The sequence below is a fragment of the Haloarchaeobius amylolyticus genome (genome assembly GCF_042678045.1).
GTDB lineage: Archaea > Halobacteriota > Halobacteria > Halobacteriales > Natrialbaceae > Natrinema > Natrinema amylolyticus_A.
In genome coordinates, this window is record NZ_JBHUDI010000001.1 from 321,609 (window position 1) to 339,129 (window position 17,521).

The following is a 17,521-nucleotide window of genomic DNA, read 5'->3' on the forward strand; positions in this document are numbered from 1 at the left end:
CACATACGAAACAGAGTCCGCGGCCCCGCTTTTCAATGAGGACAGACAGGTGTGAGAAGTACAGAGGTGAGATACTGGAATGTTCGAAACTACATCCAACGATGGCATTATCCGGTCTGAAAAACTCCTTAACGCGGAGTCTGCTCCTCCGGACATAGTGGATCGAGAGCGTGAGATCCACGGTATACGGGACGCGGTCCGGCCGCTTACAGAACAGAAGGCTCCGGAAAACCTTCTGGTGTACGGTCCGCCGGGAAGCGGGAAAACCGTCTGTGTCGACCATGTCTTCGACGCACTGGAGAACGAGACAAGGGTGAGAACGGTCCGTATCAACTGCTGGCAGTACAGGACACGGCCTTCACTCCTGACAGAACTCTTGATCCAGCTGGGCTATCCTGCTCCACGGAAAGGGAAACCCGTTGACTCGCTCCTCAAGATCATCGGTTCATGGCTCGACAAGAACCGTTGTATCGCGGTCGCCCTCGACGAGTTCGACCAGCTCGAGGACAAGGCCGAGATTATATACGATTTCCACATGCTGAGCCAAAGTTCTGAAAACAAGGTTGGGCAGGTACTGATCTCGAACCGGCCGCCCGGAAAGATCTTCCTCGACTCACGGAGCAGAAGCCGACTGAACTGCCGGTCCATAGAGTTCAAACCCTACACCGTTGAGGAGCTACGTGAAATCCTCGGTGACCGTGTTGAGAAGGCGTTCCTTCCGGGAGCGGTACAGCCCGAGGCAGTAGAACAGATCGCTGAAGAGGTGGCTGAGTCAGGCGGTGACTGCCGGGACGCACTCGAACGGTTGCTTCAGGCAGGACGCCAGGCATCCAAGGAAGACGTCCAAGAAGTCACTCCACGGTTCCTGGAAAAAATCGAAGGGTGATCAACAGTCGAAAGGACAGAGTACGACCCGGTCCGGCATATCGAGGAGTACCTGGATCTCTGCGGCCTCGAGAAAAACCAGATCGGGATTGTGATTGGACCACGACTCTACGAGGAACCTCCCGAAATCGAGTTGGAGGTGAACGTCCGTGTCCTCGACGACGAGGAAGGCGACTACGAGATCGACGGCGTCTACACCTACAGCGAACTCACACCCGAAGAGTTCCTGGAAGAGGTCTACCCGGTCCACATCACACGGTTCGAGGAAAAGTTCGAAGACGCAGAACTACAGTACTACCGGCCGTGGCCCTGATCACTCTCCTCGGACGTTTGATCGGTATATCTACCTTTGCAGGATTACGGGCTTTGCAGAAACAGTGTTGTGTTCACTCGCCGGTAATTATTTGAAAGATAGGTTCAAGTAGAGAAAATAACCGGTATGACCGACCAAAGCATCTACTCTCGACGCAACCTTCTCGCAGCAACAGGAACAGCCGCAGCAACAGTAGTAGCAGGCTGCAACAGCTCAAATAACAGCGAGAATAGAGAACCAAACAGCAGTTCGAAGCCAGAGGAAGATGACCTGGAGCCGGATTACCAGGCCGCCATAGGTTTCAAGGACGGTGCGACAGATCTTGAAGGGGAAGACCGGTTCGAGATGGGTATAGACATACAGAGAACCCTTGACGGAGAGACCGAGACACTGTCACAGGAGAACATCGCCGAGGTCACGGGATACACCGTCAGGAACCACCCCGACTACAGCGAAGAACTTCTCGAAGAAGCAGGACTTTTCACAGAGATCGACGGCATGGAATACACCGAGGGAAACATCTGGCAAGCAGCGAAAGAAGAAGTCCTCCCCGGAAACACCACACTCCACCTCGAAATAACCGCCGAAGACCCAGAATACGGAAGAGAAATCACCAAAACAGTAGAAACAGAACTAACCATAAACAAAAACCCGGAAGAAATATACGAAGAAACCCTCGTCGACGACAAAGAAATACACGGAAAGCTTAGAGAAGACTACCTGGAAGAAGAACTGGAACGCAGCACACCCAGAGCACGAAAAACCTGGAAAGAAGTAGGAGAAAACGCCATAGAAAACGCCCACAATGAATGGGACATAGAAAACCTATCCAGAAAAGACCAACTCCAAAGATACGCAATGGAATGGATACAGGAAGCCGGACCAGCAATCGGCGGAAGCGGACAACCCAGCGGACAAGCCAACTTCCTTGCAGCCACACTCGAAACAGAACTCGACAACGTAACAACCGGAACAATGTACAACACCGGACATAAAACAGTCCTACTCCACGACCACGACACCGACCAAACATACCACGTAGAAACAGGAAGAGGCGGACTAACACACCAACCACCAAGCGAAGCAGGATATCCAGAAGCCCACAGAAACCAAACACCGCTCTGGACAACAGAAAACAACCTAGACCAAGCAGAAGGAACACTACAACAACTAACAGCACTATCCAGCAACAGAGAATACATGGAAGAAGTAGAACACGCCTTCGGACACAACATGAACTGGGAAAACGACCTCCTCATCAACGCAATGACCCGACTAAGAAAAGGAAAAGGAGGAGAACTCATCGAATCACTCCAAGACTTCGGACTCACCGCCGAACTCAGCCCCGAAATCGATTACCAGGCAGAGGGAACAGCTACCGATATGGAAGTAGCTGCCCTATAAAATCTCTTCCCTTCTTCTACTGTATCTCCACAAGATTCCATTCTGAAGTGTTGCCTCTGAGGTCTGATAGACTGCTGTAAGTTGTTTCGAGGCCGTTGATATTTGTGAGATGGTCACTCTTCCAGTCAACAAAGTCTTGGTCCATGTTCTCAAGCGTCGTGTCACCTTCCTGCATAGGGACAGGAGTACCGACGTTAGAGATAACCTCTCCTGTAGTTGTAACGTACTCCCAGTTACAGCTGTACTCGGAGTTCGGTGCTTTGTCGACCTCCCCATAAATCCCGAATGGACTACCACTATCTGAAATATCTACGTTATCACTGATTACCTTACTGTCAGGCAGTTCCTGAGGGTCATCATTTAGGTCTCCAACCCAGCACGTAGCCTTCAGAGTTTTAAGAGAACCTAATTCATCTCTGTTGGAAGACGCCTGAGGATAAGACTCGAATATTGACCAACCTTGAGAAACTAATTCATCCCCCGTCATCAGGTTTGTGTGAGGTATTATAAGAGCTATGAAACCTCCGTTGGTCTCCGGAAGCATCACGGGCTGATCCCATGGAATATCTCCCGAACACATCCACTGAGGATCACCGCTGCCGTCTGGATTGTCATACTGCCACATCTGTCCTTCGCTGCATTTACCCGCAAAACCACCGGGAAAGATTGGTTTCGTGGTTTCGGGATCTAAGGGCGAAAGGATGTCTGCCTCACTGATACCAGCGTTCTCTACACGCCATGCTTTTTCGTTGTCGCTTGAATCGGTGTCGTCGTAAGCTTTCTCGACCTCCGGCATCTTGATGTTCACTGTATTGTTCCAGAGTGAGAAGCTCTGGCAGCTGTCGCAGGATGTTTCGTCCTTTCCGTCGTACTTTTTCTCTGCCTGGTGGATTGTCTGCCACTGTGTTGTCCAGCCGTTGTTATCGACGAACTTGGTTGCGACACCGTTGGAAGGATCCACGCCTTCCGCGTTCGCCAGTGCCTGGAAGTAGCTCTGGTTAGCGTAGTACTCCACTACCTCCATCTTGTCGGCTCCGAACCCGGAGTAATCGGCGTTCTGACATACAGCCGGGGAGCTGTCGCCGTTAGAGGTCTACCCTCTCTGTGTCCGCGGCATGGTTTCGGTTATGGCTGTGCTTGCCGCTGTTCAACCTCAATTCCTGTCTACGTGCGGTCAAAGGGCAGTGTTCAAATAAGGATTGAAAGGTGAGGCGTCGCGTTTTGTGAGTGTCCATGTCAGAAAACGCGTGCCTCAGCCGTAGTATCGGCCAGATCGACTTGGATTTTGTGGAGCGAGAAGCAACACCGCGGCTGTTGATGAAGCTCAGTATTCAGATCCATCTTGCTGGACTCTCGCTTTCGAATACTGTTCGAGTTCTCGAGATATTCGGTGTTGAACGGGCTCGCTCGACTGTTCATAACTGGGTTCACAAGGCAGATCTACAGCCAACTTCCTGTCGGAGTCCGGATCACGTTGCAGTCGATGAGACAGTGATCCGACTCGATGATGAGCAGTATTGGCTGTACGCAGCCGTCGATCCAGCATCTAATGAATTACTCCATACAAAGCTTGAACCGACGAGAAACAAGGTTATCGCTAGTGCGTTCTTCACGGAATTACGCGAGAAACATGATGTCGATGATGCTGTGTTTCTCGTTGATGGAGATAAATCACTGAACTATGCCTGTCAGCGACATAGCCTCGATTTCAGACATGAACGACATGGAAATCGGAACAGCGTCGAACGTGTCTTTAGAGAGATAAAACGAAGAACGTCATCGTTCTCAAACTGCTTTAGCAACGCTTCCGCAGAAACTGCTAATCAGTGGCTCAGATCGTTCGCCTTCGCATGGAATCAGCTAATCTGAACACGACCGGTCAAAGCCACTCAAGAATTAATACATCCTCTTCGAAATCAGATACTGCTTATACAGTTTTTTACAGGGTTATAGTGGTGTGAGGACCGAAAAACCTAGGTTGCTTCCCGTATTACCTTATTATGGAGAGGGCATGACGGCGATGACCCGGATGCGGCAGACGCGGTTTTATCCGGCCTCCGCCAGCAACCGCCAAAACCGATTATGCCGAAAGTACGAGTTAAACCGAGTTTATTCCGCTATATTTGATTGTTTCTCGCCACGCTGCCAGTACAGGCCTTCAAGTGTACCGAGTGCGGGAAGAAGTGGCGCGGATATAATTAACACCGCCTTTTCAGCGGCTGCGGCTACTTGTGGGGAGATAGCAACAACTGAAACGATTGACACACCGATCGCACAGTCCGCCGTTCTCGCTCCCGGTGCTCGCTCCGAACCGCGCTCCCATCATGCGATCGGGTGTGCAGTGACGTTCAGTAGCTACTATAGCGGGTCGCTCGACGACTTATTAGGCGTGTGGTACCAATACACAAGGGATAAGCGGTGGGTCTCCATACAGTGCGTATGGACGCGATAGATCGGCCGACGTTTGCGTCTGAAGCCAGCAGACGAATCTACGAGTACGTCGAACGGCACGGGACCGTCGAGCGGCACAAGCTCCGGGATGTCGTCTCGCTCCCGGCCGAGGAGTTTCAGGACCGGCTCGAGACGCTGAAAACGGACGGCTACCTCGAAGAGGATGGCGGGACGCTCCGGATCGCACTCGAGTTCGGGGCCATCGAAAAGCACGACCTGGGCGAGTTTACCGTCACCGTCCGGCCAGCGCGCCAGCAGGACTTCGACGGGCTCATCGAGACGATCCGCGACGTCACCGCAGAGGAGACCTACGTCGTCGCCGAGACGATCGCCGAGCAGCTCCTGTACGACGACACCGTCAGCAGACACAACGCAGTGGAGTCCCGGGTGTTCTTCGTCGCGACCGTCGACGGCGACGTCATCGGCTGGACCCACCTCGATCTCCACCAGGTTGACCCGGTTCGGGAAGTCGCCCAGCAGACCGTCGGCGTCCGCAAAGCCTACCGGGGCCACGGCATCGGGAGCACGCTCTTACAGCGGGGGATCGAGTGGGCCGAAGCGAACGGCTACCGCAAAGTCTACAACAGCGTGCCGGTCGTCAACGATGGCGCGCTCGAGTTCCTGACCGCACACGGGTGGAACACCGAGGCGATCCGCAAGGACCACTACACGATCGACGACGAGTACGTCGACGAAGTGATGATGGCCTACGAACTCTAGCCGCCGCGCGAACCTCACCGTCCGCTGGTCGCTCCCTGCTCGGGGCGCAACGTTCACGTCCGTCCGGACGAATCGACTGGTAGACGAATGTCCGATGGCCCGCGGCTGCCGGGCGTCGAACGCGAGGACGACGAGGACCGCATCGTCTGTCACGTCGACGCCGACTGCTTCTATGCGTCCTGTGAGCGACTGCGCGAGCCCGACCTCCGTGGCGAGCCCCTCGTCGTCGGCATGGGGTACGAGCCGGGCGAGACCGTCGGCGCGGTCGCCACCGCCAGCTACGAGGCCCGCGAGTTCGGTGTCGAGAGCGCCCAGGCCATCTCGACGGCCCTCGAGCGACTGCCCAGACGCACAGCGTACGAGGCCGGCAAGCTGGACGACGACAGAGAGCGCGCAGAAACCGGTTACTACCGGCCCGTCGACATGGACTACTACGAGTTGGTCGCGGCCGACGTCCGCGAGATCCTCCACGACTGTGCCAACGTAGTCCGCGAGGTCAGCATCGACGAGGCCTACCTCGACGTGACCGATCGTACGGCCTGGGAGGTCGCGGACGGCTTCGCCCGTCACATCAAGGATCGCATCCGCCGGGAGGTCGGCGTGACCGTCAGCGTCGGCGTCGCCCCGACGATGAGCGCGGCCAAGATCGCCAGCGACTTCGACAAACCCGACGGCCTGACGGTCGTCCAGCCGGGCAAAATTCGGGACTTTCTCGCACCGCTCGAGGTCGACTTACTCCACGGCGTCGGCCCTGTGACCGCCCGCGAGCTTCGGGAGATGGGCCTCGAGACGGCCGGCGACGTCGCCGCAGCCGATCCGGAGCCGTTGGTCGAGCGCTTCGGCGAGCGCGGCCGGGAGCTGTACGACCGCGCTCGCGGCGAGGACGACCGCCGCGTGGAGCCGAAAGGCGATCCCAAGAGCTTCTCCCGGGAGTCGGCGTTCGCCGAGCCGGTCACGGAGCCGAGTCCGAAGTACGAGCAGATCGAGACCCTCGCGGCGGCCGTCGCGGATCGCGCTCAGCGCGAGGGTGCGCTGTACCGGACGATCGGCGTCAAGGCCGTTACGCCACCATACGATGTCAATACACGCGAGCGATCGCTGCCCGGGCCGGTCGACGAACCGGACCTCGTCGACCGGATCGCTCGTGACCTATTCACCGAGTTCGAAACCGACCCCGTCCGCAAAGTCGGCGTTCGGGTGGCCAACCTCGAGTTCGCGGCCGCCGATCAGGCCAGCCTCGAGAGCTGGGAACGAAGCGGGGACGATCCCGAGCCGAGCAGTGAGTCGCCGACGGGGACCGCGGCCAGCGACGACCGCACGGCCGGGCAGTCGTCGCTGACCGATTTTTCGTGAGCCAGCCACCGCGATGACGCCTGAAGCTCGATCTCGAGCGATGTGATCAGGAATCCGAACCGGAAAGAACATTGAAATTATAACCCCTCCCCAACAATCAGAGGACAGACCACATCGTCTCCACGCTCACATGACAGAGGACTTTTACGACCTGCTCGAGATTTCCCCCGACGCCTCCCAGGACGAGGTCAAGGAGGCCTACCGCGAGCAGGTCCGGGTCTATCACCCGGACGTAAACGACGACGACCGCGCACAGGCCCAGTTCACCGCGGTCAAGACTGCCTACGATATCCTCGGCGATCCGGTCGAACGACAGGCCTACGACCGACTCGGCCACGAAGATTACGTCGCCAAACGGACAAGCGGCCTGCCCTCGCCCGACGTCTGGAAAAGCGACGACGGAGACGACGAGGAAACCGACGGAACGGAACTGAACTATTCGGAGTCGAAGACGAAATCGTCCTCATCGACGACAGCTAGCTCCGGAACGGCTAGCGCGAGCGCGTCGAATCGCTCGTCGACGGCAACCGCTGGTGCGACCGGTTCGACGACGGGATCGACGGCGACCGGCACTGCACAGCGTACCGCGAGCGCAACCGGAGCAGGGACCGCCGGTGGGAGCAACCCGGGGACAGCCGGGCAGACCACGAGTTCCGCAGGCGAGACGGCTCGCGGAACCGGTCAGTCGAGCGAGACGGACACACAGGTCGAGTCCGATTCGGCAACGGCGACCGGCAATCCAATCGCTCGCTGGTGGCGTCGCCAGAACTTCTCGCTGCCGCTGCTCTGGCTGTCACTGTTCGTCTACGTCGCTGGCCTCGCTCACTTCGCGCTCGCAAACGAATCGTCGCTGCGGTCGCTCTGGGCCGACGTGCGTGCGACCGGGGCGGATCCAGCAGGGATCTGGACGCTGCTGTCGGCGAGTCGCCACGGGCTCGAGACCACCGTCGGATTCGTCCAGGGTGTCGAGATCGTGACGCCGTCGCTGGAGCCGACACTGTGGTACGCTGCGTTAGCGGGTGTCGTCGCACTCGCACTGGCCGTCCTGCTCGTGACGCGTCTCGTCCGTCGAGAGGACACGTGGGGAGCAGTGACGATCGACGAGACGATCGTCATCGCGCTCGCGCTGGGGGCGACGACGACGCTGGTCGGCGGGCCACTGCTCGCGGGGGCGGTCCTGATGCCGCTGCTGTTCGGCGTGATCGTCCGCCACACGCGGCGGCTGCCTGGCTGGACGCCATCGTACCTGTACGTGGTGCCCGTCCTCGCTCCGGCGGCTGGCTTCGTCGCTGCTGTGGCCGGCGCGGCCTCGCTGCCAGTCGATCTCGCGACGTTCGTCCTCGTCCCGCTGCTCGGCGGGCTGGCGCTGCCGGTCCGGGCGACCATCCGGAAACATCTCGGTCGTTGATTTTCGCAGTTCGGAGCGACGCTCATGGGCCGAGACCGTCGGTCAGGTTCCCCGTACCGAACGGTTAAAATGCGACAGGGGACAATGTGTCGCATGGCCAAATATTCGACCGGTTCGTCCGGCGGCGGTGGCGGGACGAACTGCGAACTCTGTGGTGCCGAGAGCGACTCGCTTCGGCTCGCGTCGGTCGCGGGAGCCGAACTCGAGGTCTGTCCGGACTGTGCACCACACGACGATTCGCAGACTCACGGCCGGGACCGAAACCGAAGCGGGGGGAACGCGAGCAGTGGCGGCAGCTCGAGCGACGAGCCCAGTCGAAAACAGAAGGCAGCCCAGAACGTCGCGAAAGCGAACCCGGTCTGGGACGGCGACTCCAAACACTGGGAGAGCGAGGGCACCAACTACGACGACGATCCGCTCCCGTATCTCGTCTCGGACTACGGTGAGGCACTCGTCGCGGCCCGCCGGGAAGCCGGCCTTCAGCGTGAGGAACTCGCCGAAGAACTCGGCGCACCGGAGACGGACATCCTCGCCGTCGAACAGGGCCGTGCGACCCAGGCCGGCATCGGCGGCGGACTGATCGAGGCGCTCGAGGAGCGCCTCGACGTGACGCTGTCCGAGTGAGCGGGAGCCGATTATTTTTCGGATTCTGTGACAGTCAGAGCGGGCAAACTTTTGGTTGCGGCCGACAGACTGTGACCGATGACCGGGCAACGGGCGGCAGCGGAGCCGTACGCCACGCGGTTCGAGACTGAAGTGACGTCGATCGACGGCCGGCGCGTCTGGCTCGAGCGCAGTCACTTCTATGGTGCGAGCAGCGGCCAGCCGGCCGATCGCGGGACGATCGGTGATATCGACGTCACCGACGTCGAACTGGTCGGCGGCGAGCCGGTCCACGTCTTGGCCGCGGAGCCGTCGTTCAGGGTGGGTCATCGCGTGCTGTGTTCAGTCGACTGGGCGTTTCGGATGTACTGCATGCGGGCCCACACCGCCAGTCACGTCCTCGCGGGGGCCGCACGGCGGCTGCTCGCGGACTGCTCGTATGCCGGCCTCGAGATCGGCCCGGAGACGGTCCGGGTCGACCTCGAGACGGACGCGACCGTCGACGACGGGACGCTGATCGAACTCGATGGAACGGTCAACCGCGTGATCTGGGAGTCTCGACCGGTTTCGTGGGACGACATGCCGATCGCGGCGGCACGCGAGCGCGACGAGCTCGCGTTCGACGCCTGTGCCGACGAGGGTGCCATCGAGAACGGGCGGGTTCGCATCGTCACGATCGAAGACCAGACCGACGCACAGAACAAAACCCGCCTATCCGGTCCGACCAGGCCGACGAACCCGTGGGACGTGACGGCCTGTGGGGGGACCCACGTCCGTAACACCCGCGAAATCGGCCCCGTCACCGTACTCGGCTGCTCGCGTCCCGCTGAGGGCGTGATCCGGATCAAATTCGCCGTCGGCCCGCGGGCGATCAGCCGTCGGCTCGCCGAGAAGCGAGCCGCGTTCGCCGCGACATCGGCGTTAGACGTCGAACTCGAGGCAGTCGGTGACGAACTCGAGCACATGTGAGTGCCGACGGAGCCAGGATGCGAACCCGGTTCGCTCGAGAGACACGGTCACTCGAGACTCTGTAACCGGTCGCCGCTATCAGCTCTCTGCACTGATGTGTTCCCAGATGCCACACCAGTCTTCGACTGCGATGTAGCCTTCGACTTTTGCACAGGCACCCCACGTATCCCCGTTCTGATCGGGAATGAACTCCGCACAGTTTCCACAGGACTGACCTGGGAGTGCCACTTCCTCCGCGATCGCCTCGACGGACTCCATCAGGTTCACGTCCGCTTGCGTCCGCAGGTCATCGGGGTCCCGTTCCTCACCAGCCTGCGAGGTCGCCGTTCGGTACTCGTCCGGAACTGCAGCCGTGGCCAATTCGTCTTCGGACAGCCCGTCTGGAACCGACGGTTCGGGCAGTTCCTCGTAGATCGTACACCAATCCGCGCCGTCGATGTAGCCTTCGACCTCCGCGCAGGCGCCGAACGTGTCGCCGTTCTTGTCGGGGATGTAGTCGGCACAGTTCGCACAGCACATGCCCGGTTCGTGTGACGAGTATTCGTCGGCCTCGTCGTACTCCGAGAAGCCGACGTCCGCTTTCGCGGTCAGATCGTCGGGGTCTCGTTCTTCCCGACCGAGTGACAGCGCCGTCCGATACTCTTCCGGCACGGGGCCGCGTTCGAACTCCTCCTCTGAGACGCCCTCCGGTAGCTCTTCGTCGTCATCACCGTTTGCATCCCCGTTTTCGTCCGACGCGTCCTCACCGTTGCCACCGTCTCCTGTGTCATCGACACATCCGCTCAACCACACGATCCCTGCCGTACTGCCAGCAGTGGCGGCGAGATACGCCCGTCGATGCCACTCATCGACGTTGTCAGGACGGGATTTTGGTATGTCATCACCCACCATATCCGTCCCACATCACCTGCAAAGATAAATGAGAGGGGTCGCACACCCGCTCGCACGAGGACGCCGCTGTGATCGATAGCGGCCCGTGATATCGGACAGTGTCTCACCGGGTCCGAGTTGACCACCTTGCTCACGGAGGGTGGAAACTATTACTATCTTAGGAGTGAACGAGCCCCTATGGGCATCGACTACTCTCAGTTACGCGACCCGAACGCCGAGTACACGATGCGTGACCTCTCGAGCGAGACGATGGGAGTCACGCGCGAACGCGGCCAGGGGCGGGACGTCGAGATCACCGACGTGCAGACGACGATGGTCGACGGCAACTTCCCGTGGACGCTCGTACGGATCTACACCGACGCGGGCATCGTCGGCACGGGCGAGGCCTATTGGGGGGCCGGCGCGCCGGAACTGATCGAGCGGATGACTCCCTTCCTGGAAGGGGAGAACCCCCTCGACATCGATCGGCTGACCGAACACCTCGTCCAGAAGATGTCCGGCGAGGGCTCGATCGGCGGCGTCACCGTGACTGCGATCGCGGGCATCGAAGTCGCGCTGCACGATCTGGCCGGGAAGATCCTCGAGGTGCCGGCCTATCAGTTACTCGGGGGCAAGTACCGCGACGAGGTGCGGGTGTACTGCGACTGTCACACCGAGGAGGAAGCCGATCCGATCGCCTGCGCGGACGAGGCCGAACGCGTCGTCGAGGAACTGGGCTACGACGCCCTGAAGTTCGATCTGGACGTCCCGAGCGGCCACGAGAAGGACCGCGCCAACCGCCACCTTCGTCCCCCCGAGATCGAACACAAGGCGTCGATCGTCGAGGCAGTCACCGAACGCGTCGGCCACCGGGCCGACGTGGCCTTCGACTGCCACTGGACGTTCTCGGCGGACAGCGCCAAACGGCTCGCGAAGCGCCTAGAGGAGTACGACGTCTGGTGGCTCGAGGACCCGGTGCCGCCGGAGAACCACGACGTGCAACGCGAGGTCACCCAATCGACGACGACGCCGATCACGGTCGGCGAGAACGTCTACCGTACGCACGGCCAGCGCCGACTCATCGAGGAGCAGGCCATCGACATCATCGCGCCGGATATGCCCAAGGTCGGCGGGATGCGTGAGACCCGGAAGATCGCCGATCTGGCGGACCTCTACTACGTCCCGGTCGCGATGCACAACGTCGCCTCGCCGGTCGCGACGGTCGCCAGCGCCCACGTCGGTGCGGCGATCTCGAACTCGCTTGCAGTCGAGTACCACTCCTACGAACTCGGGTGGTGGGAGGACCTGGTCGAGGAAGACGTCATCGAGGACGGCTATATCGAGATCCCCGAGGAACCTGGGCTGGGTGTCACGCTCGATATGGACGCCGTCGAATCACATATGGTCGACGGCGAGGAGCTCTTCGACGAGGCGTAGCGCCCCGTTGTGAGTACGGGCAAACGTGCTCGCATCGAACCTCGCGGCAGCGCTGTGGCGGATCCGTCACAGTCGGCGTCGAACGACCTGCAGGGCGCCCGACCAGCCGACCGGCTGAGTGTGCTGGTTGCCCTTTTATGCCGTTCGTTGGGGTGGCTACGGGCGTGTCTTCAGAGAACCCTACTCGCAGACGAGTACTGCGAACGGTCGGAACCGTTGCTGCGATCGGTGGAATCGGGGTCGGCGCGAGCGTCGCACAGGACGGTCAAGACGAGGATGGCGAGTCGAACGGGCAGGGCGAGGGTGACGCGACCGGAGAGTACACCGCAGTGTATCGCGACACGATCGGCTCCGTCGTCCTGGTTACCGTCACCGGTCCGCGCGGCGGTGGCGGCCTCGGTTCGGGGTTCGTCATCGACGACCAACACGTCGTGACCAACGACCACGTCGTCTCGAACGCGACCGACGACGGGGTCGAACTGCAGTTTAATACCGAAGAGTGGCGCACCGCGTCGATCGTCGGCACCGATCCCTACAGCGATCTCGCCGTCCTGCGTGTCGAAAACATGCCCGACGCCGCGTCCGAACTGTCGATCGTCGATCGTGAACCCGCCATCGGACAGGAGGTGCTTGCCCTCGGCAATCCACTCGGCCTCGACGCCTCGATTTCCCAGGGGATCGTCAGCGGTGTCGATCGGGTCTTACCCAGCCCATCCGGGTTCTCGATCCCGGCCGCGATCCAGACCGATGCACCGGTCAACCCCGGCAACAGCGGCGGCCCGCTCGTGAGTCTCGAGGGCGAGGTGTTCGGGGTCGTCTTCGCCGGTGCCGGGCAAGCGATCGGCTTTGCGATCTCGCCGCGACTCGCCAATCGGGTCGTCCCAGCGCTCATCGAAGACGACACGTACGAGCATCCATACATGGGCGTCGCCGTCCAGCCCGTCGGACCGGAGATCGCCGACGCGGTCGGCCTCGAGGACGCCACTGGTGTCCTCGTCACGGAGGTCGTCCCGGACGCACCCGCCGACGGCGTCCTCGAGCCGGCGGTTCCCGCCCGTCGTGGTAGCGGCGACGTGATCGTCGCCATCGATGGCGAGCAGATTCAAAATCAGGCACAGTTGTTGTCGTATCTCGCGCTCGAGACCGCCCCCGACGACACGGTCGAACTCACCGTCGTTCGAAACGGCGACCAGCAATCGGTCGAGGTGACGTTGGAAGCGCGGCCGGAACCTCGACTGCCGCAAACGCCGATCGAGCCCGCTCCGTGAGGGTGGGTTGCGGACGTGCCGAAACCCAGTTACGGGAGACCATCGCTGGGGACGAGCGCGTCAGCCGCTTCGTCCTCGTTTGCTCTATCGGCGTCGTCTTCAGCCATCTCTCGAGGTTGGTCGCCGAGTCGGTTGGACGCGGGGCTGTCACGTGCAACGTCGGCACCCGTATCCGAACGCCGTAGTCAGTTCGGTGTCACGTCAGCGTACTCTTTTTGCTGATCCACCGCGTACCCTGTGTGATGTTACCACGACAACGCAGAAACGAACCGAGCCGTGAACAGCAGCTGTCTGCAGAACTCACGCGTCTGAAACGACAAGTAGCGAAGACTGAAGCCGAACAACGCCGGCTGCGAAACACGATCCGCGGACTCGCCCGTGAGACGGGTGTCTCACTCGGCTGTTCGTGTCCACACTGTGAGCAGTCGTATATGCTCGTTCGAGACGGAGTGATGTACTGTCCATCGTGTTCGAATCGACTCTCGGTGTAGGTACCGAGAGCAGTTGTTAGAATCGGTAGACTGTCACTTCGATCACCACGAACAACTATGTCACTCGTTGTGGGATGGACGATGGAGGAAACCCATGCCTATCGATAACCTCGCACGAAGCGATGTCGTTACAGCCTCGACTGACGAAGCCGTTCACGAACTCGCAGCGACGATGCAAGACGAAAACGTCGGGTGCATCGTCATTGCCGACGACGGGCCAGTTGGGGTCGTCACAGATCGCGATCTCACGATGCAGGTGCTCGCTGACCAGGCCGATCCGGACGAGATGGTGGCTGAAGACGTGATGTCGGACGACCTCCACACGATCGAGCACGACGCCGGATTCTACGAAGCCACCGAGTTGATGAGCGAGCACGGTATCCGACGGCTTCCCGTCACCGGCGCAGACGGTGCCCTGGAGGGCATTATCACGGCCGACGACCTCAACGAACTCCTCGCCGACGAACAACAGGAGCTCGCGGAAGTCATCCGGGCACAACGGCCGCCGTACTGACCGGCCATCCCAGCCTCTCGTCCGAGATGTAGGGACACCACCAGCCGTAGCCACGGGTGGTGCGACACACCGACGTCACAGATTCGATCGACCAGCACCACTGCCGGAATCACTACGGCCACAGGATACCACGCCAACCGGTTTTGCTCGAACGTCGCTCGTCTCGGGCGAGTCTCCGGCGAAACGTGCTCTTCTAGGCGCCTTCTTGAAGAAAACGTCCCTCCTGCTCGTAGATCGTGACCAGCTCTGCGATGAACTCTTCGAGGGTTTCGTCCTCCTCGAGGTAGCTATTCATGCGTTCTACGAGGTCGTCCTCGAGTTCGATCGTTTCGACCATCACAAAAGCTAACGTTCGCCAAATGAATAAATCACTCCCCGTCACGACAGCAGTTCGACCGGCGAACGACTGGACTGGTCAAACGTTTGCCGGTCCGAATCGGTCCATATAGGGACGAGCGGGATAGGTTGAACGCGATCCGAGTCTAGCGGCATCGAGCGCGTAGCTGACAAATGCGTTTAATATTTACCGCTAGAATGTCGTTGTTTGATTACTAACGTCCGTACTGCTGATAATTCTTTAGTTGGCTTGGCGCATCGCTGTGGACAGGTGGAGGGATTGTCTAACCAATCATCGTTGTCGCTCTCATTTCAGGTCATCATAACAGTTGCTCTGTTCCTCTTTGCAATCCAACTGCTGGGGTCGGCAGTTGAGACACTCTCTCCGTTTCTCAGACGAAATCTCAACCGAATCATCGTCGGTGATCGCTCGGCACTCGGTGTCAGTTGGATTGCATCGTACGTGTTGGCAAACGGCTCGATCGTTGCTGCCCTTTCGCTTACCTTGTTCAACTCGGATCTCGTCGTCACATCACAGCTATTTCTCATGCTCGTTGGCTCGCGGCTCGGTGGTGCTGCGATCGTTCTCTTCATCGGCGCATTCGATTATCTGAACGAAGAACTCGAGTCCCTGAGCGAGTCGGTGGAGCTCGGGCTATTGGCGTTTTTGCTCACCCACTCGGTCTATCTGCCGGTACTGGTGGTCGGATACGTCTTGCTCCCAGTCGTTGAATCGGCGGGGGTCGGAAAGTACGTGCTGATCGACGGGACAGGTATCGCCGATCAGCTGGTTCCCGAATCGAATCTGCACGCTCCGGCTGTGATCCCGGTAGTCACCGAGGGAATCATCAGATCCGTTGGGGCAGCACTCGCGTTTCTCGTGGCACTTGGACTGATTTTCCTGAGTATGAAACTGTTCGATCGAACACTCGACGGCGTTGACAAACAGCGATTGCGTCAACGGTATGTGACCAAACTGAACGATAAGTGGACGTCGTTTACGATCGGACTCGTCTTTACCGCACTCACCACGAGTGTTGCGTTCTCCCTCGGTGTGATCGTGCCACTCTATAACCGGGGCCACATCAAACGACACGAGATCATCTCGTATATCCTGGGGGCAAATATCGGAACGCTGGTCGACACGCTCATTATCGCTGTTGCACTCGACATCCCCCTCGGCGTCATGACAGTCGCTCTATTGCTAGCTCTCGGTTTTGTTATCTCGTTGCTGCTGTTGCTATTCTATAAGACATACGTTAGCGGCATCACCGTGCTGTATGAGGAAATCGTCGATACTCGTAGCTACTTTCTTGGCTTTCTCGTCTCACTGTTGCTCGTCCCGCTCTTGCTTATCGTTCTTCGGTGAGACACAGTCCTGATGGGGCGACAACGGGCGAACCGGCACCTGTTGCCAGATCACGACGGGTCGTCCATATAAGGCTCGAGTCGTCGTTCGCTATGACGTGACAAGCGCCGACCCATCCCCGATCGAAACCGACGGGCTGACGAAGTACTACGGGGACGTCCGCGGGCTCGAGGACCTCTCGATCGCCGTCGAACGCGGGGAAATCTTCGGTTTTCTCGGCCCGAACGGCGCGGGAAAATCGACGGCGATTCGACTGCTACTCGGGCTGTTGAAACCCACTGACGGCGAGGCCCGGCTGCTGGGACGGGACGTCACGGACCGAACCGAGCTGTGCGAGGCGAAACGGCAGCTCGGCTACCTGCCAAGCGACGTGACCTTTTACAACCGCGTGACGGGAGCGGACGTCCTCGACTACTTCGGCCGACTCCGTGGCGACCAGCGGCGGGCGGAACTGCTCGAGCGGTTTCCCGTTCCACTCGAGCGCAACGTCAAGGCCTACTCGAGCGGCAATCGCCAGAAGCTCGCCATCGTCGCAGCGTTCATGCACGATCCCGACCTGGTCATCATGGACGAGCCGACGTCGGGACTCGATCCACTCGTCCAAAACGAGTTTTACGCCCTGCTCGAGGAACGACAGGAGCGGGGTGGCACGAGCTTTTTTTCCTCGCACATCCTGAGCGAGGTGCGCCGCGTCTGCGATCGCGTCGGGATCATCAGGAAGGGCCGGTTGATCGAACTCGATACCGTCGACAACATTCTCGCAGAGGGAGGGACGGTCGTCACCGTCCAACTCGCCGAGGAGCCGCCGGTGTCGGCACTCGAGTTCCCGGGCACGGCACACGTCGAACGGCAGGACGATACGTACCGGCTCGTCCTCGCACAGGAGTTCGACGCACTGATCGACCGCCTGCACGAGTACACGGTCCTCGATCTGACCGTCCGCGAAGCGTCTATCGAGGACGTGTTCATGCATTTCTACGGCGAGACGGACGACGAAGACGATGGAGAGCGCGCGGCGCAATCGGAGCCCGACGCCTGATACGGATTGCTCCCCTGTATTCCCGGCGAGCCCGCATGGCGGTCGCAGGCCCGCCGGCACTGAGTGTCAGCCGTCCGTACGAACGCGCCAT

17 protein-coding genes are annotated in these 17,521 nt (G+C 59.8%); 14 read left to right on the forward strand and 3 right to left on the reverse strand.

All coding sequences use genetic code 11. The annotated features are described in order from the left end of the window. Positions 1–79 precede the first annotated feature (79 nt). The 3 genes from ACFR99_RS01640 to ACFR99_RS01650 all read left to right on the forward strand — a co-directional run bounded on the left by ACFR99_RS01640 (position 80) and on the right by ACFR99_RS01650 (position 2,602). Positions 80–886 carry a Cdc6/Cdc18 family protein gene (locus ACFR99_RS01640; RefSeq protein ID WP_390283733.1) on the forward strand — a complete coding sequence of 269 codons (807 nt, stop codon included), beginning with the start codon at positions 80–82 and terminating at the stop codon, positions 884–886. A gap of 90 nt (positions 887–976) precedes the next feature. Continuing rightward, the gene (locus tag ACFR99_RS01645) at positions 977–1,198 is read left to right on the forward strand and encodes a hypothetical protein (protein ID WP_390283735.1); all 222 of its coding nucleotides are present in this window, start codon (positions 977–979) and stop codon (positions 1,196–1,198) included. 126 nt (positions 1,199–1,324) lie between these two features. Then, on the forward strand, positions 1,325–2,602 hold the full coding sequence (locus ACFR99_RS01650) for a hypothetical protein (RefSeq protein WP_390283737.1): 1,278 nt from the start codon (positions 1,325–1,327) through the stop codon (positions 2,600–2,602). A gap of 16 nt (positions 2,603–2,618) precedes the next feature. Here the strand turns inward: ACFR99_RS01650 and ACFR99_RS01655 are convergent, their stop codons facing one another. After that, positions 2,619–3,626, reverse strand: a complete 1,008-nt coding sequence (locus tag ACFR99_RS01655; protein ID WP_390283739.1) for a hypothetical protein — start codon at positions 3,624–3,626, stop codon at positions 2,619–2,621. A gap of 209 nt (positions 3,627–3,835) precedes the next feature. Here ACFR99_RS01655 and ACFR99_RS01660 point away from each other — a divergent pair, with 209 nt between their 5' ends. The 6 genes from ACFR99_RS01660 to ACFR99_RS01685 all read left to right on the forward strand — a co-directional run bounded on the left by ACFR99_RS01660 (position 3,836) and on the right by ACFR99_RS01685 (position 10,106). Beyond that, entirely contained in the window at positions 3,836–4,471 is a 636-nt protein-coding gene (locus tag ACFR99_RS01660; RefSeq protein ID WP_390283741.1) for an IS6 family transposase, read from the forward strand. A 570-nt stretch (positions 4,472–5,041) separates the two neighbouring features. Further along, entirely contained in the window at positions 5,042–5,773 is a 732-nt protein-coding gene (locus ACFR99_RS01665) for a GNAT family N-acetyltransferase (RefSeq protein ID WP_390283743.1), read from the forward strand. 87 nt (positions 5,774–5,860) lie between these two features. After that, positions 5,861–7,126, forward strand: coding sequence for a DNA polymerase IV (gene dinB, locus ACFR99_RS01670; RefSeq protein ID WP_390283745.1), 1,266 nt, complete (start codon positions 5,861–5,863; stop codon positions 7,124–7,126). 130 nt (positions 7,127–7,256) lie between these two features. Then, entirely contained in the window at positions 7,257–8,534 is a 1,278-nt protein-coding gene (locus tag ACFR99_RS01675) for a J domain-containing protein (protein ID WP_390283747.1), read from the forward strand. A 93-nt stretch (positions 8,535–8,627) separates the two neighbouring features. Then, entirely contained in the window at positions 8,628–9,158 is a 531-nt protein-coding gene (locus ACFR99_RS01680; protein ID WP_390283749.1) for a multiprotein-bridging factor 1 family protein, read from the forward strand. Positions 9,159–9,236: 78 nt separating this feature from the next. Beyond that, positions 9,237–10,106 (forward strand): alanyl-tRNA editing protein, encoded by an 870-nt coding sequence (locus ACFR99_RS01685; protein ID WP_390283751.1) that lies wholly within the window; start codon positions 9,237–9,239, stop codon positions 10,104–10,106. 78 nt (positions 10,107–10,184) lie between these two features. Here ACFR99_RS01685 and ACFR99_RS01690 read toward each other — a convergent pair whose 3' ends face one another. Beyond that, positions 10,185–10,997: a high-potential iron-sulfur protein gene (locus ACFR99_RS01690; protein ID WP_390283753.1), complete on the reverse strand. Its 813-nt coding sequence runs from the start codon at positions 10,995–10,997 to the stop codon at positions 10,185–10,187. A 177-nt stretch (positions 10,998–11,174) separates the two neighbouring features. Between ACFR99_RS01690 and ACFR99_RS01695 the strand changes: the two genes are divergently transcribed. From ACFR99_RS01695 to ACFR99_RS01705, 3 genes are all read left to right on the forward strand, one after another. Further along, entirely contained in the window at positions 11,175–12,413 is a 1,239-nt protein-coding gene (locus tag ACFR99_RS01695; protein ID WP_390283755.1) for a mandelate racemase/muconate lactonizing enzyme family protein, read from the forward strand. Between the two features lie 137 nt (positions 12,414–12,550). Then, on the forward strand, positions 12,551–13,681 hold the full coding sequence (locus ACFR99_RS01700) for a S1C family serine protease (RefSeq protein WP_390283757.1): 1,131 nt from the start codon (positions 12,551–12,553) through the stop codon (positions 13,679–13,681). Between the two features lie 585 nt (positions 13,682–14,266). After that, positions 14,267–14,686, forward strand: a complete 420-nt coding sequence (locus ACFR99_RS01705; protein WP_390283759.1) for a CBS domain-containing protein — start codon at positions 14,267–14,269, stop codon at positions 14,684–14,686. Between the two features lie 193 nt (positions 14,687–14,879). On the opposite strand, the gene ACFR99_RS01710 is transcribed toward ACFR99_RS01705, so the two are convergent. After that, positions 14,880–15,023, reverse strand: coding sequence for a DUF7557 family protein (locus tag ACFR99_RS01710; protein ID WP_390283761.1), 144 nt, complete (start codon positions 15,021–15,023; stop codon positions 14,880–14,882). A 207-nt stretch (positions 15,024–15,230) separates the two neighbouring features. On the opposite strand from ACFR99_RS01710, the gene ACFR99_RS01715 reads away from it, so the two are divergent. After that, positions 15,231–16,391, forward strand: coding sequence for a sodium:phosphate symporter (locus ACFR99_RS01715; protein WP_390283763.1), 1,161 nt, complete (start codon positions 15,231–15,233; stop codon positions 16,389–16,391). Positions 16,392–16,488: 97 nt separating this feature from the next. After that, positions 16,489–17,430, forward strand: coding sequence for an ABC transporter ATP-binding protein (locus ACFR99_RS01720; protein ID WP_390283765.1), 942 nt, complete (start codon positions 16,489–16,491; stop codon positions 17,428–17,430). The last annotated feature ends 91 nt before the right edge of the window (positions 17,431–17,521 follow it).

Bases quoted from the DNA above. Each gene is read 5' to 3' on its own strand.
- ACFR99_RS01640 (WP_390283733.1), top strand. From the start codon at position 80: ATGTTCGAAACTACATCCAACGATGGCATTATCCGGTCTGAAAAACTC.
- ACFR99_RS01650 (WP_390283737.1), top strand. From the start codon at position 1,325: ATGACCGACCAAAGCATCTACTCTCGACGCAACCTTCTCGCAGCAACA.
- ACFR99_RS01655 (WP_390283739.1), bottom strand. From the start codon at position 3,626: ATGGAGGTAGTGGAGTACTACGCTAACCAGAGCTACTTCCAGGCACTG.
- ACFR99_RS01660 (WP_390283741.1), top strand. From the start codon at position 3,836: ATGTCAGAAAACGCGTGCCTCAGCCGTAGTATCGGCCAGATCGACTTG.
- ACFR99_RS01665 (WP_390283743.1), top strand. From the start codon at position 5,042: ATGGACGCGATAGATCGGCCGACGTTTGCGTCTGAAGCCAGCAGACGA.
- dinB (WP_390283745.1), top strand. From the start codon at position 5,861: ATGTCCGATGGCCCGCGGCTGCCGGGCGTCGAACGCGAGGACGACGAG.
- ACFR99_RS01675 (WP_390283747.1), top strand. From the start codon at position 7,257: ATGACAGAGGACTTTTACGACCTGCTCGAGATTTCCCCCGACGCCTCC.
- ACFR99_RS01680 (WP_390283749.1), top strand. From the start codon at position 8,628: ATGGCCAAATATTCGACCGGTTCGTCCGGCGGCGGTGGCGGGACGAAC.
- ACFR99_RS01685 (WP_390283751.1), top strand. From the start codon at position 9,237: ATGACCGGGCAACGGGCGGCAGCGGAGCCGTACGCCACGCGGTTCGAG.
- ACFR99_RS01690 (WP_390283753.1), bottom strand. From the start codon at position 10,997: ATGGTGGGTGATGACATACCAAAATCCCGTCCTGACAACGTCGATGAG.
- ACFR99_RS01695 (WP_390283755.1), top strand. From the start codon at position 11,175: ATGGGCATCGACTACTCTCAGTTACGCGACCCGAACGCCGAGTACACG.
- ACFR99_RS01700 (WP_390283757.1), top strand. From the start codon at position 12,551: ATGCCGTTCGTTGGGGTGGCTACGGGCGTGTCTTCAGAGAACCCTACT.
- ACFR99_RS01705 (WP_390283759.1), top strand. From the start codon at position 14,267: ATGCCTATCGATAACCTCGCACGAAGCGATGTCGTTACAGCCTCGACT.
- ACFR99_RS01710 (WP_390283761.1), bottom strand. From the start codon at position 15,023: ATGGTCGAAACGATCGAACTCGAGGACGACCTCGTAGAACGCATGAAT.